At 72.0% G+C, this 14,555-nt stretch carries 13 protein-coding genes; 6 read left to right on the forward strand and 7 right to left on the reverse strand.

From position 1 onward, the window contains the following. Positions 1-60 precede the first annotated feature (60 nt). From yhbY to VF092_09580, 5 genes are all read right to left on the reverse strand, one after another. On the reverse strand, positions 61-357 hold the full coding sequence (gene yhbY, locus VF092_09560; protein ID HEX6747521.1) for a ribosome assembly RNA-binding protein YhbY: 297 nt from the start codon (positions 355-357) through the stop codon (positions 61-63). Positions 358-368: 11 nt separating this feature from the next. Next, complete coding sequence (locus tag VF092_09565; GenBank protein HEX6747522.1) at positions 369-737, reverse strand: hypothetical protein; 369 nt, start codon at positions 735-737, stop codon at positions 369-371. Further along, a complete protein-coding gene (locus VF092_09570; GenBank protein ID HEX6747523.1) occupies positions 738-1,127 on the reverse strand; it encodes a hypothetical protein in 390 nt (129 codons plus the stop codon). 176 nt (positions 1,128-1,303) lie between these two features. Next, a complete protein-coding gene (locus tag VF092_09575; protein ID HEX6747524.1) occupies positions 1,304-2,662 on the reverse strand; it encodes a sensor domain-containing diguanylate cyclase in 1,359 nt (452 codons plus the stop codon). 468 nt (positions 2,663-3,130) lie between these two features. Further along, positions 3,131-4,234: an ATP-dependent 6-phosphofructokinase gene (locus VF092_09580; protein ID HEX6747525.1), complete on the reverse strand. Its 1,104-nt coding sequence runs from the start codon at positions 4,232-4,234 to the stop codon at positions 3,131-3,133. Positions 4,235-4,552: 318 nt separating this feature from the next. Between VF092_09580 and VF092_09585 the strand changes: the two genes are divergently transcribed. From VF092_09585 to VF092_09610, 6 genes are all read left to right on the forward strand, one after another. Continuing rightward, positions 4,553-4,849: a metal-sulfur cluster assembly factor gene (locus VF092_09585; GenBank protein ID HEX6747526.1), complete on the forward strand. Its 297-nt coding sequence runs from the start codon at positions 4,553-4,555 to the stop codon at positions 4,847-4,849. Between the two features lie 178 nt (positions 4,850-5,027). Beyond that, positions 5,028-5,510, forward strand: a complete 483-nt coding sequence (locus tag VF092_09590) for a plastocyanin/azurin family copper-binding protein (GenBank protein ID HEX6747527.1) — start codon at positions 5,028-5,030, stop codon at positions 5,508-5,510. 386 nt (positions 5,511-5,896) lie between these two features. Beyond that, positions 5,897-7,012: a multicopper oxidase domain-containing protein gene (locus tag VF092_09595; GenBank protein ID HEX6747528.1), complete on the forward strand. Its 1,116-nt coding sequence runs from the start codon at positions 5,897-5,899 to the stop codon at positions 7,010-7,012. Between the two features lie 429 nt (positions 7,013-7,441). Next, entirely contained in the window at positions 7,442-8,401 is a 960-nt protein-coding gene (locus VF092_09600; protein HEX6747529.1) for a universal stress protein, read from the forward strand. 106 nt (positions 8,402-8,507) lie between these two features. Next, positions 8,508-9,341: an AAC(3) family N-acetyltransferase gene (locus VF092_09605; GenBank protein ID HEX6747530.1), complete on the forward strand. Its 834-nt coding sequence runs from the start codon at positions 8,508-8,510 to the stop codon at positions 9,339-9,341. 211 nt (positions 9,342-9,552) lie between these two features. Further along, positions 9,553-12,228 carry an HAD-IC family P-type ATPase gene (locus VF092_09610; protein HEX6747531.1) on the forward strand — a complete coding sequence of 892 codons (2,676 nt, stop codon included), beginning with the start codon at positions 9,553-9,555 and terminating at the stop codon, positions 12,226-12,228. A 107-nt stretch (positions 12,229-12,335) separates the two neighbouring features. On the opposite strand, the gene VF092_09615 is transcribed toward VF092_09610, so the two are convergent. Beyond that, positions 12,336-12,647, reverse strand: a complete 312-nt coding sequence (locus VF092_09615; protein ID HEX6747532.1) for a hypothetical protein — start codon at positions 12,645-12,647, stop codon at positions 12,336-12,338. Between the two features lie 5 nt (positions 12,648-12,652). Further along, on the reverse strand, positions 12,653-14,431 hold the full coding sequence (locus VF092_09620) for a protein kinase (GenBank protein HEX6747533.1): 1,779 nt from the start codon (positions 14,429-14,431) through the stop codon (positions 12,653-12,655). Positions 14,432-14,555: the final 124 nt, after the last annotated feature.

Here is a 14,555-nt window from a genome sequence, read left to right on the forward strand (position 1 = left end):
GTCGGGTCCGCTCGGGATCCGACGCACTCATGCACTCACGCACTTCCGCACTTCTGTTCCCTACGGCAACTGGATCTCAGGCTTCTCGGGGTGCCGGCGGTAGAGCACCGCGATGCGGCCGATGGTCTGCACCAGCTGGGCGTCGGCGATGCGCTGCTCCAGCTCGGCGCCGGCCTCGCGCACGTCCAGGGGCGAGGCCTCGAGCACCTTCACCTTGATCAGCTCGCGGGTGTTCAGCGCTTCCTGCACCGAGCGGATGGAGGCGTCGCCCACCCCCTCCTTGCCGATGTAGGCCACCGGCTTCAGGTGGTGCGCCAGGCTCTTCAGGTACGCGCGCTGCTTGGGGGTGATGGCCACGAATGCTCCGGTCAGCGGGGGTCGACAGCCTCGTTGCCGACAGGAAGCCGGATCACCTCGGGGGTGACCGTCGGCGCACGACCATCCGTATCCTTGGCGATGTCGCGGATCGTCTTCTCCGCGACCGCGTGGAATGCCTGCTCGCTCAACGAGTGGAGCCGCCCTTCGAGCACCTTGATCTGTGCAGCCAAGCCGGCGACTTCCTGCACGTGCCGGATCTCCATCGCGTGGAGCCGGTCCTCGAACCGCTGAAGCAGGGTCTTGAAGTCACCGAGTGTGATCGTCGTCGTCCGCTCCAGCGATTCGAACTTCGCGTTGTTCGAGATCACTTCCTGCGCGAGTTCGGCGATCTTGTTTCCCACTCCGCCGAAGACGCCCATCTAGGCACCCGCCGCGCTCGGTGCCGCCTCCAGTCGTTCCGCGACCCATGCGCGCATCTCCGCCAGCGTTCCCGCAAGCCGCTCCATCGCGGCACCGGTCCGCTTCTCGGAATCGATCGCGCAGTCCAGAAGCTCACCCAGCGCAGACTCGAGCTGACCGGCCTCCTCCGAAAGGAGATGCTCGTCCGACAGAGGATCGTCGCCGCCGCAGGAAGTGGACCCGCGTTTTCTCGCAAATACGTACTTCGGTACCAGGGACTTCTTCAGCCGCTCGACCGCCGAGAACCCGTATCGCCGTTCACCCAGGATCATCTCGAACGCAGTATCGCGTGCGCGCGGCAAGCCGACGAACCACCCGTACGTCAGGCGTCGTTCGAGCGCATCCCACACGTAACGATCTCCCTGAGCCTCCACGCTGGACGCGCTCGTCTCCTGGGAGCCACTCTCGGGAGCAGGGCTTTGGCGCGGCATCGATCACACCTCCGTCATGTGTGGCACATCACGAAAGCACGATAACGAATCGGGGCTGGTGAACCAAGTGGCGACGCGTGCTCACAACCAGAGGCCTACGCCTGCTCCACCCGGTTGCGGCCGTTGGCCTTGGCGGTGTAGAGGGCGCGGTCGGCGGCGCGGATGAGGGCGGAGATGTCCTTGCCGTCGTCGGGGAAGGCGGAGACGCCGAAGCTGGCCGTCAGCGAGCGCGGCACCTCGGCGTTGGGCGGGAGCGTCTCGATCAGCACGCGCAGCCGCTCGGCCAAGCGCACCCCCTCTTCCTTCCCGGTCTCAGGGAAGATCAGCGCGAACTCCTCGCCGCCGAAGCGGCAGGCGCTGTCGGTGTTGCGGAAGGTGTGGCGCACCGCGCGGCCGATGCGCTGCAGCGCGTTGTCGCCCACCTCGTGGCCGTACTGGTCGTTCACGGTCTTGAAGTGGTCGATGTCGAGCAGAACCAGCGACAGCGGCCGGCCGTACCGCTTGGCCCGCGCGAACTCCACCCCCAGGATCTCGTCGAAGCCGCGGCGGTTGTGGCAGCCGGTGAGCGGATCGATCGTCGCCTGCGCGCGCAGCCGGTCCAGCAGCTCCGCGTTGCGCAGCGCGATCGCGGACGAGTCGGCCAGCGCGCGCAGCAGCGCCAGGTCGTGCTGCTCGTAGGGCGCCTCGGTCATCCGCCGCCCCAGGATCAGCAGACCCGCGTCGCCGTCGCCGAAGTCGAGCGGGGCCACCACGGCCACCTCGGCGGGGACGTGGTCGCGGATCTCCGCGTCCTGCGGCGGGACGACCGGCGGCTGCCCGGGCATGGCCACGGAGCGGACCACGCGCGCGGGGATGGCGTAGGCCACCGACTCGCCGCGCAGCGAGCGCACCGCGCGGCAGGTGTACTGCTCGCCCTCGGTGTGGTAGAGCGCGGCCCACCAGGCGAAGAACACCTCGCCGACGGAGTCCAGCACCAGCCGCTCCGTCTCTTCCAGGCTGCGCACCACGGCCAGCGTGCGGGCCACCTGCTGCAGCGCGGTGAGGTGGAAGCGCAGCTGGTCGAGCTCCGCCGCCTGCCCGGCGCGCAGCTCCTGCACCTGCCAGACGCGGGTGAGGTGGCGCTCGAGCGCGGTCTTGACCTCGTCCGGCAGCGCGAGGTCCTCGGGCATCCACAGCTCGCCCTCGCCGCCGGGGGCGGGAAAGCGCAGTAGCGGCCGCAACCCCTCGCGCTCGTCGCCCACGGACAGGGGAACGGGGCGGGTGGGGACTGCGAGCGAGCAGCGGCAGCGCGCGACGGTGCGCACCGCCTCGACGCAGGCGCCGGCCACCTCGTCGGTGGGCGCCAGCAGCGGGATGGCGGCGAACAGGTCCGCGATGTCGGACGCGGCCGGCCAGGTTCCGGCGTCGGGCCGGAGCTCGGGGAGCTGCACGCTCGGTTGTGTGGCGACGTGCATGGTGGGTGGGCGTCGGGGCGTGATTATCCGGCGGAGGGCCGGCGCCCCGTAATCGTGCATTCGCTGTTCCAACGGCCATGTTCCCGTACGGGAACACCTGTCCAGCGTCACATCCGGATGGCCGTTACGCACTTCCGGCGCGCCGCGAGAGGCATGTTGGAGTGCGTGGAACCTCATTCCGCGCAAGCAGATCGAACGGGCGGCACCAAAATAACGTTTGCGGTCCGTTCGCGCAGGGGGTGCGCACCGCGAGGCCGAAACGTCGTCCGCCGCCCGTGCATCGCCGCGGGACGGATCGCATCGACTCCGTGCAACTTGCCCGCGGGCGCGCCGATCGCCGTTCGGCGTTTCGTCGTCTCGGGACGGGCGGCTGAAGCCGCGGCTGGAACACTGGGAAGCCTGCTGCGCAGGCTGGCGGCGGTGCGGTCGCTGCTTCAGCCGCCCGTCACCCATGCCATCCCGGGAGACTCAGTCGCCGAAGGAGATTCCGAGCTGGCGGCCGGAGACCACCAGGTCGTCGTCCAGCGGCACGCGCTTGATAGCGGAGATGGCCTCGGCCAGCGGCACGGCGCGCACGTGGGCGCCCTGCAGCGCCACCATCGTTCCCAGGCTCCCCTCCTTGATGCAGCGCACCGCCGCCGCCCCGAAGCGCATGGCCAGGTTGCGGTCGTAGGCGATGGGGCTGCCGCCGCGCTGGATGTGGCCCAGCACCAGCGGGCGCGTCTCCTTTCCCGTGAGCGCCTGGATGTCGGCCGCCAGCCGGTCGGCGATGCCGCCGTAGCGGCCGGTCGCGTCGGCGTAGCTGGGCTGCCCGCCGGCGGGGCTGGCCCCCTCGGCCGCCACCACGATGCTGAAGCGGCGCCCGTGGCGGTCGCGCTCGTGCACCTTCTCGGCGATGCTGTCCAGCTGGTAGGGGATCTCGGGGATGAGGATGACGTCGGCGCCGCCCGCCATCCCGCTCTCCAGCGCGATCCACCCGGTGTGGCGCCCCATCACCTCCACCACCATCACCCGCTGGTGCGACTCGGCGGTGCTGTGCAGGCGGCCGATGGCGTCGGTGGCCACCTCCACCGCGGTCTGGAAGCCAAAGCTGACGTCGGTGGAGCGCAGGTCGTTGTCGATGGTCTTGGGAACGCCGATCACCGGCAGCCCCTTGCGGTGCAGCGCGTGGGCGATGCCCAGCGAGCCGTCGCCGCCGATGGCGATGAGCGCGTCGATCTCCAGGCGGCGGAAGGCCTCGACGATCTCGTCGGAGCGGTCGACCTTGCCCCAGGTGCCGTCGGGCTGGCGGACCTCCAGACCGAAGGGGTTGCCGCGCGTGGTGGTGCCCAGGATGGTGCCGCCCAGGTGGGCGATGCCGCGCACGGCGTGGGCGTTGAGGGGAAAGACGCCGGCCTCGCCGTCGACCTCGGGCTCGAGCACGCCCATGTAGCCGCGGCGGATCCCCAGCACCTCCCACCCCTCGTGCAGCGCCGCCAGCGTGGCGGCGCGGATCACGGCGTTGAGCCCGGGCGCGTCGCCGCCCCCGGTGTTGATCGCGATGCGGCGGATGCCGCGTCCCTCGTTGGCCATCGTCGTTCCGAGCCGTCGGTCCCGATCCCGCCCGGTTGCGGGGTGTCACAAGATCGGCACCCCGCCCCGCGCCTGCAAGCGACGCTCCGCGCCGTTGCCGCTCCTGTCCACGCGGCGTATGCTGCAACCGCGTGCGAAGGGCGTGATCCGCATCGTATCGAGACGCGAGGGCGAGACTGTTCGTTGCGACGATGTCCGCCTTCGCGGACTTCGCCGGGGCCGGCGTCCGCTCCGATCCGCGGATGCGGTGTACAGAGGCCGACCGCGAGACGCACTCTCGCACTCTCGCACTTTCGCACTCACGCACCTGTTTTCGAGATGCCGACCGAAGCCGAGATCCGCAAAGCGCTGCGCACCGTGAAGGACCCGGAGCTGAACCTGGACCTGGTGGTGCTCGGCCTCATCTACGACATGAAGATCGACGGCGGGCGCGTGGAGGTGACCATGTCGCTCACCTCGCCGATGTGCCCCGTCGCCGGCGAGCTGGTCAACCAGGCGCGCGAGGCGGTGGAGGGCGTGCCCGGCGTGGAGAGCGCCGAGGTGGAGCTCACCTTCAGCCCGCCGTGGACGCCGGAGCGCATCCCCGCCACCATCCGGGCCGCGCTGGGGCTGTGACAGAGTGGGGATCTGCCCCGCCCGTGAGCCCGCGCCGGTACGGGTTTTCCCCACGCGGGTGCGGGGAGCTTCGCTGATTGTCGCGCTGGAGGGGGCGTGGTAGATTGGCGGGCTTTCCGGGGGGAATTCCTCCGGAGGTGCAGGACCCAATGAACGCAACTCTCGTGAGGAGACGTAGATGCGGATGACGAACCGGCTCCCGCTGCTCGGCGTCGTGGCGCTGCTGGCCGCGTGCGGCGGTGGGGACAACAACAACGGCGGCAACGCGGGGACCACCGACACCACCACCGCGGCCGCGGCTCCGGCCGCCGCGCCCGCCCCGGCGGCGGCGCCCGCGCCGGCTCCGGCAGGGAACGTGGTCGAGGTGCACATGGTCACCACGCCCGACGGCGCGTCGGGGCACTTCGAGCCCGCCGCGGTGACGGTGAAGAAGGGTGACACCGTGCGCTTCATCACCGACGGCAAGGCGGTGCACAACGTGTCGTTCGTGCCGGCGGAGAACCCGGGCAAGACCGGTCTTCCGCCCGCGCCGGGCACGTACCTGAGCACGGCCGGCCAGAACTTCGACGTGTCGACGGCGGGCATGGACGCCGGCACGTACAACTTCCAGTGCGACCCGCACGCCCCCTCGGGGATGAAGGGCACGCTGACGATCCAGTAAGCACGGATCGGGAAAGATCGTACGAGCCGCCGGAGCGATCCGGCGGCTCTTTTCGTTTATCCCGGCCTCTGAACAACAGGTCTCTCACAGAGGGCACAGAGGTCACGGAGGAGGGCTGGTGCGGCTCCCGTCTTTTTTCTCTGTGCCCTCTGTGAGAGATCAACGGGATGTCCGGCATCTCCCTACATCTCCCTGGCCTTTCGTGGTGGCGCTCCCTGCGGCGCGCGAGGGCTGGACCCACCACGCGTGCCGACGCTTCCCCGACAGATGTGGGGCCGCGCGCTCCGTAGCTTGGGGGCCGTTTGAGCGACCGACCAGCCCGGGCCCGTCCGCCGGGAAGAGACGGCGGCGCGGCCCTTTCAGATTTTCCAACGGAGCAGAGACCGATGTCGGAGACGATCAACCCCGGCCAGAACGAAGCCCCGGTCACGCGCTCGCGCCGCGACTTCCTGCGCGGCGCCGCGGTGGGCCTGGCGGTGCCCGCGGTGGCCAGCGCGCTGGCCGCCTGCAAGAACGCGGAAGGCGGCCGCACCCAGGCCCCCGCGCGGGCCGCGGGCGCCGCGCCGGCGGCCATGCACGACAGCGACGCCAGCGGCGGCACCATGGCGCCGCATCCCAAGAGCCCGGCCGAGATCCGCGCCGCGGCCGACGAGATGGACAAACACCACGAGGCGGGGATCAAGAGCTTTCCCGCGGCGACCAGGGGGAAGGGAAACCAGCCGCTGCAGCCGCGCATCGAGAACGGGGTGAAGGTCTACGACCTGACCGCCGAGAAGCTGCAGTGGGAAACGGCGCCGGGGCAGACGGTGGAGGCGTGGGCGTACAACGGCCAGGTGCCCGGCCCGCAGATCCGCGTGAAGGAGGGCGACCGGGTGAAGATCAACCTCACCAACAAGCTCGAGGAGAGCACCGCCATCCACTTCCACGGCGTGTCGCTGCCCAACGGGATGGACGGCGTGCCCTTCATCACCCAGCCGCCGGTGAAGCCGGGCGAGAGCTTCACCTACGAGTTCACGGTGCCGAACTCGGGGTCGCACATGTACCACTCGCACCACAACTCCTCGAAGCAGGTGCCGATGGGGCTGCTGGGCGCCTTCATCGTGGAGCCCCGCGGCGGCGAGACGCACCACGCCGACGTGGACTACGTGATGATCCTGAACGACGGGTCGCACGGCTACACGCTGAACGGCAAGGGCTTCCCGGCGACGGAGCCGATCGTGGCCAACAAGGGGCAGAAGGTGCGCGTGCGCTTCATGAACGAGGGGATGATGATCCACCCCATGCACCTGCACGGGATGCCGATGCTGGTGACGCACAAGGACGGCTATCCGCAGCCGCAGCCCTGGAAGTGCGACACGCTGAACATCGCCCCCGGCGAGCGCTGGGACGTGATCATCGACTGCGACAACCCCGGGACGTGGGCGTTCCACTGCCACATCCTCCCCCACGCCGAGACCCAGATGGGGATGTTCGGGATGGTGACGGCGCTGGTGGTGAAGTAACGAAGTGCTGAGTGCTGAATGCGGGCCCGCGGACGCATCGTCCGCGGGCCCGCCTGCGTCGTGGCGATCGGGTTCTCGACGGGCGGGTGAACCCGCGGCAACAACCACGAAAAGCCTCGCAAACCGCGCGAGGCTTCACCTGCACCATCGCCAGCCTGCGCAGCAGGCTTCCCAATCTTCCAGCCGCGGGTTTACCCGCCCGTCGCGAAACCCGTCCCGCCCGTCACCCGAGCGCCACTCCCGTCCTATCCCAACCGTCGGGAATCTCCCAATCTCCCTACACCGCCCACCGCCACCGCCCCACACGCATCCACCGAATCCCGATCCCCCATCCTCCCGCATCCTCCGAACGTGAGGGTGCGGCGAGCGCGGATTCTCGCGCACCCTCGCACTGACGCACTCACGCACTTCCCGGGCAGGAGCCGTCCCATGCTTCCGATCCGCACCATCCTGGCCGCCACCGACCTGACCGACGCGTGCGACGAGGTGCTCCGCGCCGCCGCCGCGCTGGCCCGCCGCTCGGGCGCCGCGCTGCACGTGGTCCACGCGTTCGACTTCCCGCAAACGCCGTACTTCGAAGCGCCGGTGGACCCCACCACCTTCCAGGCGCGCATCGACGACAGCGAGCGGGCGATGGCCGAGCAGATCGTGCGCACCGTCCCCGCCGGCGTGGAGGTGGCCTCGACCCGGCTGGACGTCTACGCCGCCTCGCGCGCCATCGCCGACTACGCGGCGGCCGTCAGGGCCGACGTGATCGTCCTGGGCGCGCACACCCGCCGGCGGCTGGAGATCGGGATGCTGGGCACCACCGCCGACCGCGTGATCCGCACCGTCGACGTCCCCGTGCTGATCGTCCGCGCGCCGCTGCGCACGCCGCTCCGGCGCGTCCTGGTGCCCATCGACCTCTCGGAGCGCAGCGGCGCGGTGCTCGACGTGGCGCTGGGGTGGGCCGCGGAGCTCGGCGGCCACGACGGCGCGCTCCCCCTCCCCACGGTGGAGATGGAGATCGTGCACGTGGTGCCGCGCGTCCTCGCGCCCACCGGCCTCCCCTTCGACCGCGCCACCGTGCTGCCGGGGATGAACCGCGAGGTGGAGGCGGCGCTCGGGCGCGCGGGCGGCGCGTCCGGCGTGCAGGTGTCCGAGGAGCTGCTCTTCGGCGACCGGCCGGACCGCGAGATCGTGCGCTGCGCCGGGCAGGGCGGCGCGGACTTGGTGGTGATGGCCACGCACGGCTACGGGATGGTCAAGCGCGCGCTCGTCGGCAGCACCGCCAGCGGCGTCGCCCGCAACGCGCCCTGCCCGGTGCTGCTCGTCCCGCCGCGCGTCTGGCGCGCCGAGCCGGCGGCGAAGCAGTCTCCCGCGGCCACGGCCGAGCCGGCGCTGCCCTGACCCGGCTCGCGGGCCGGTGATATTCTTCGGGGGAGACGATGTGCGTCGCCAGCGCGGGCGTCCGCGCTGGCGACGCGATCTTGCGGCTTCGGGAGATGGCGAGCGGATGACGGAGACGGGGACCGGGCGGGCGGAGATGTCCATCGCCGAGGTGGCGGCGCAGCTGCGGGCGCTGGGCGTGGAGCGCGGCGGCGTGCTTCTCGTCCACACCTCCTTCCGCGCGGTGCGGCCGGTGGAGGATGGGCCGCGCGGGCTGATCGCGGCGCTGCGGGATGCGCTCGGGCCGGACGGCACGCTGGCGATGCCGTCATGGACTGGCGACGACGAGCATCTGTTCGACCCCGCCACGACGCGCGCGGCGGAGGATCTCGGCGTCGTCGCCGACACCTTCTGGCGTCTCCCCGGCGTGCGGCGGAGCGATTACCTCTTCGCCTTCGCGGCGGCGGGCCCGCGCGCGGCGGAGATCGTGCGCGACCCGCTCCCCCTCCCGCCGCACATCCCCGAGAGCCCCGCCGGCCGCGTGCACGAGCTGGACGGGCAGGTGCTCCTCCTCGGCGTAAACCACGACGCGGACACCACGCTCCATCTCGCCGAATTGATCGCCGGCGTCCCCTACCGCGTGCCGAAGGCGTGCACGGTGCTGCGCGACGGGCGGCCCGCGCGCATCGAGTACGGCGAGAACGACCACTGCTGCGAGCGCTTCGCGATGATGGACGGATGGCTGCGCGGGCGCGGCTTCCAGCGCGAGGGGCGCGTCGGCCACGCGCACGCGCGGCTTGCGCGCTCGCGCGAGATCGTGGAGGTTGCGCGCGAGCACCTGGCGCGCGATCGCTCGTCTTCCTCCATCCCCCCGGTCACGGCTGCGAGGAGTGCGACGCGGCACGCCGCAGCATCCCGGGCTGAACCCGGGATTCCGAAACACCTCCCGGTGTCATCCTGAGGGCGCGGAGCACTGAAATCGCGTTCGCACAAGGGCCTGCGCGCCCGAAGGATCTTGCGTGGCGGGCCGGATGTCCGCTCGAAGGGCCAAACTCTCCGCGAGGGTTGAGTAGATCCTTCGGTCGGCGCCCAACTCCCGTGCGGACACGAGCTCGACGCGGCGCCTCCCTCAGGATGACATACGGCTGGATGTCCCATTGATCAATGATGTGATGCCCGATTTCCCCGCCGCGGACTGGCACGCGCTGGAGCCGGCCGACGCGCTCGAGCGCCTCCGCACCGGCCGCGAGGGACTATCCCCGGCCGAGGCGGAGGCGCGGCTCGCCACGCACGGGCCCAACGAGCTGCGCGCCGCGCCGCCCGTCTCCGCGTGGCGCATCCTCGTGGCGCAGCTGCGCGGCGTGGTCATCTGGCTGCTGATCGCCGCGTCGGCCATCGCGCTGGTGATGGGCGACCGCGCGGAATCCATCGCCATCTTCGTCGTCCTGGTCCTCAACGCCGCGCTCGGCTTCGTGATGGAGCTGCGCGCCAACCGGGCGATGGAGGCGCTCCTCTCCCTCGAAGTCCCCCACGCGGTGGTGATCCGCGGCGGGCGCCGCATCGAGCTCGGCGCGCGCGAGGTCGTCCCCGGCGACGTGCTGGCGCTGGAGGCGGGGGCGATGGTCGCCGCCGACGCGTACCTGCTGGACGCGGCGGAACTGGTCACCAGCGAGGCGCCGCTCACCGGCGAGTCGCTCCCCGTCCGCAAGCATCCCGGCCGCGCGCTCCCCCCGAAGACGCCGCTGGCCGAGCGCGCCAACCTCGTCTTCCGCTCCACCTTCGTCGCCGCGGGGAGCGGGCGCGCCGTCGTCTTCGCCACGGGGATGGGCACCGAGGTGGGAAAGATCGGCACGCTCGTGGCCGGCGTCTCCATCGAGCCGACGCCGCTGGAACGCCGGCTCGACGAGCTGGGGAAGCGCCTGGTCTGGATCGCGCTGGCCGCGGCGGCCGCGGTGGCGCTCCTCGACTGGCTGCAGGGCGCGGCGCTGGCGGAAACGCTGGAGACGGGGATCGCGCTCGCCATCGCCGCGGTGCCGGAGGGGCTGCCGGCGGTCTCCACCATCGCCCTGGCCGTCGGCGTGCGGCGGATGGCGCGGCGGCACGCGCTGATCCGCCGCCTTCCGGTGGTCGAATCCCTCGGCTCGGCGACGGTCGTCTGCACCGACAAGACGGGAACGCTCACCCGCGGCGAGATGACCGTCACCGAGCTGCGCGCGCCGGGGCGGCGGTGGGCGGTGACGGGGATCGGCTACGCGCCCGAGGGGGAGATTCAAGGGGATGGGGATGGAGATGCCGACCCCGTCCTCCGCCGCCTCCTCGCAGCCGCCGTGCTCGCGAACCGCGCCGAGCTGGTGCGGGGTGACGAGGGATGGATCGTCCGCGGCGACCCCACCGAAGGCGCGCTCCTGGCCGCCGCCGCGAAGGCCGGCGTCGACCGGCAGGCGCTGCGCGCGGAGACGCCGGAGACGGGCGAGGTCCCCTTCTCCAGCGAGCGCATGCTGATGGCGACGTTCCACCGCCGCGCGGACGGATCGGCGTTCGCCGCGGTGAAGGGCGCGCCGGGGCGGACGCTGGAGCGCTGCACCCGCCTCGCCACGGCGGACGGCGAGCGGGCGGTGGGCGACGACGAGCGGCGCCGCCTCCGCGAGGAGAACGAGGCGATGGCCGCTCAGGGGCTGCGCGTGCTGGCGATGGCGTGGAAGGATGGCGTCGCGGCGCCGGGCGCGGATGCGCTGCGCGAGCTCACCTTCCTGGGCTTCGCGGGGATGATGGACCCGCCGGCCGAGGGCGTCCCCGAGACCATCCGCACCCTGCGCGACGCGGGGATCCGCACGGTGATGATCACCGGCGACCAGCGCGCCACCGCCGAGGCCGTGGGCCGCGAGCTGGGGATCGTCGCGGGCGGCGAGGGGGTGTTCGACGGCGCGGCGATCAGCGCGCTGGAGGGCGACGAGTGGCTGGAGTGCGTGCGCCAGGCCGGCGCGTTCAGCCGCGTGAGCCCCGAGGACAAGCTGCGGCTGGTAGATGGCTACCGCCGCGCCGGCGAGGTCGTGGCCATGCTGGGCGACGGGGTGAACGACGCCGCAGCCCTCCGCCGCGCCGACGTCGGCGTCGCCATGGGGCTGCGGGGGACGGACGTGGCCAAGGAGGCGGCGAGCGTCGTCCTGCAGGACGACCGCTTCGCCACGGTGGCCGCGGCGGTGGAGGAGGGGCGCGTCGTGTACGCGAACATCCGCCGCTTCGTCTTCTACCTGTTCAGCTGCAACACGGCCGAGGTGCTGGTGCTGCTGATCGCGGGGCTCGCGGGATTGCCGGCGCCGCTCCTCGCACTGCCGATCCTGTGGCTGAACCTGGCGACCGACACCTTCCCCGCCCTCGCCCTGGCCGTGGAGCCCGCCGACGCCGACGTGATGCGCCGCCCGCCGCGCGATCCGCGCGCCGCCATCCTGTCGCGGCCGTTCCTCCTCTCCGTCGGCCTCTACGCATTACTGATCACCGCGTGCACGCTCGGCGCGTACTGGATCGCGCTCGGAACACTGCCGGTACCGCACGCGCGAACGGTGGCGTTCCAGACGCTGGCGCTGGGGCAGCTCTTCCACCTGGGCAACGCGCGCAGCAGCTCGCCCGTGCTCACCCGCGACGCCATCACGCGCAACAAGTGGGCGCTGGCGGCGGTGATCGGCGTGCTCGCGCTCCAACTCGCCGCGGCATACGTCCAGCCGTTGCCGTCCATCCTCCGCCTCCCCACCCCGAACGCGGCGGACTGGCTGCTGATCGTCCCCTTCGCCCTCGCCCCCGCCGTCATCGGCCAGGCGATCAAGTTCCTGCGCGGCCGCGCGATCGAGTAGAAGAAATCACACAGAGACACAGAGAGAAAAGAGAGCCACGGAGAACTCCTCCGTGCCTCTCTTTTTGTCTCTGTGCCTCTGTGTGAAACCCTGCCGAATGCAGCCTTTTACACCGGGTCCCAGGCGATGCGTGCGTAGCGGGTGCCGGTAAAGCGCTCGTGCAGCAGGCGGAGCGCGGCGCGGCGGGCATCGGCCTCCGCCTCCACGTCGACCGGGACGGTGGCGCGGAGGCGGTAGCGCACGGCGAACTCCTCCACGATGCGCGGCGCGGGATCGGTGCGCGCCACCTCCACGATCTCCACGCGCGCGCCGGGCCAGATCTCCCCCAGCTCCTTCTCCACCTGGTGCTCCGCGTCGGCGATGCCGTACGCGGCGAGCTCCACCCGTCCCCCGCCCCGCACCGCCACCTCTCGGCGCACGTTCGTCAGCGCGGCGGCGCGATGCGGATGGTGTCGCCCGGCTCGGGCGTCGTGGTGTCGGCGGGCGGCGGCGCCACGGTGTCGACCGGCGGTGGCGGCGGCGCGGGCGGCGCCAGCAGCGCGTCGAGCTTCTGCTGCGCGATGGCGCGGTCGCGCTGGTTGACGCTGATCTGCAGGAACTGCCGGAGCGCGACCACGGCCCCCATGGTGTCGCCCGTGGCCAGCCGCGCGTCGGCCAGGTGGCTGTACGACAGGTCGTAGTTGCGGTCGAGCCGGATGGCGTCCTCCAGCAGCGTGGCCGCCTCCTCGAACCGGCCCAGCTTGATCAGCGCGAACCCCAAGTGGTCCTTGTAGTCGGCGCGCGTGGGATCGAGCTCCATCGCCTGCCGGAAGTAGTCCGCCGCCTGCTCGAACTGGTTCTGCTGCAGCAGCGCGCGTCCCTGCTGGTCCACGCGCGGCGCGTCGGCGGCGGTCAGCGTGTCGGCGTTGGTCGTGTCCTTCTGCGCCGAGTCGGGGAGCCCGGCCAGCGGGTTGTCGTCGGCGCCGCGGCCGCCCTGCGACGACGCGTACCACACGGCCGCGGCCGCGGTCACCAGCGCCAGCACCAGCAGCACCCACACCATCGGGTGCGTCCCCGTCCTCGGCTCGGGCTGGATGCGCCGGCGCGGAGGGGGGATCGCGGGCCCCGAGCGCGGCGGCACGCCCACCGGCGCGGGCGGCAGCGGGCGCGACGCGGCGGCCGCCCCCGCGCCGGCCATCGCCGCCGCGGCGCCGGCGACGGGGCGCGGGGCGAGCACCGTCCCCTCGTCCGCGGCCACGGCGGTGCGGTCGTCGTCCTCGTCCGTCGCGACCACCGGGCCGGACACAGCGGGGACGGCGGATGCGGCCGCGGTGCCCTCGATCCGCCGCAGCGCCGCCTCCACCGCATCGGCGAAGGCGCCGGCGTTGGGGTAGCGCGCGGACGGATCGTGGTCGAGCGCCTGCCGGATCACCGTCTCCACCTCGGCGGGGACGGCCGGGTTGCGCGTGCGCAGCGAGGGGAGCGGCACCGACTGGCCGATGGAGAGTCGGTTGCGGTCCGCCTCGGTGTACGGCTTCTCCCCCGTCAGCAGCTGCCAGCCGACCGCGCCCAGGGAGAAGACGTCCGCCGCGGGGGTGAGGGTGTCGTCGCCGCGCAGCTGCTCGGGGCTGGCGTAGGCGGGGGAGAGGGGCGCGCGGCCGTCGCGGGTGAGCGCGGTCTGCGTGTCTTCCTCGTCCACCACCTTGGCGATGCCGAAGTCCAGCACCCGCACCTGCACCTCGCCGGGGTCGCCGTCCTCGGCCAGGAAGATGTTGCCCGGCTTCACGTCGCGGTGGATGACGCCCAGGCGGTGGCCCACGTTGATGCCGCGCGCGGCCTGCTGCAGGATGCGCAGCGCGAGCGACATGGGCGGCGGGCCGGAGCGCTGCAGGCGGGAGGCCAGGTCGTGGCCGCGCAGCAGCTCCATCACGATGTAGTCCAGCCCCAGCTCGGCGTCGGTGCCGTAGTCGTAGACGGGAACGACGTTGGGGTGATGCGGCAGGCGGGCGGCGGCGGCGGCCTCGCGGCGGAAGCGGGCGCGCATCCGTTCGCGGGTCTCCGCGTCGGCGGCCACGGCGGTGATGACCTTCACGGCCACGGGGCGCCCCAGCCGCTCGTCGGTGGCGCGGTACACGGCGCCCATCCCGCCGCGCCCGATCACCTCCTCCACGCGGTAGCGGTCGCCCAGCACGCGCCCACGGAGCAGCGATTCTATGCCTGCCATCTCACCTGGCTCTGCGAGTCCGAGACGATGTTGTCGTTCCTCTGAGTGTCTGCGACTGCTGAACTGCCCGGATCTACGAAAAACGGCGCGGACGCGGCATCCGCGCCCCCCTCCCCGCGCTTCG

It is taken from the genome of Longimicrobium sp., assembly GCA_036377595.1.
GTDB lineage: Bacteria > Gemmatimonadota > Gemmatimonadetes > Longimicrobiales > Longimicrobiaceae > Longimicrobium.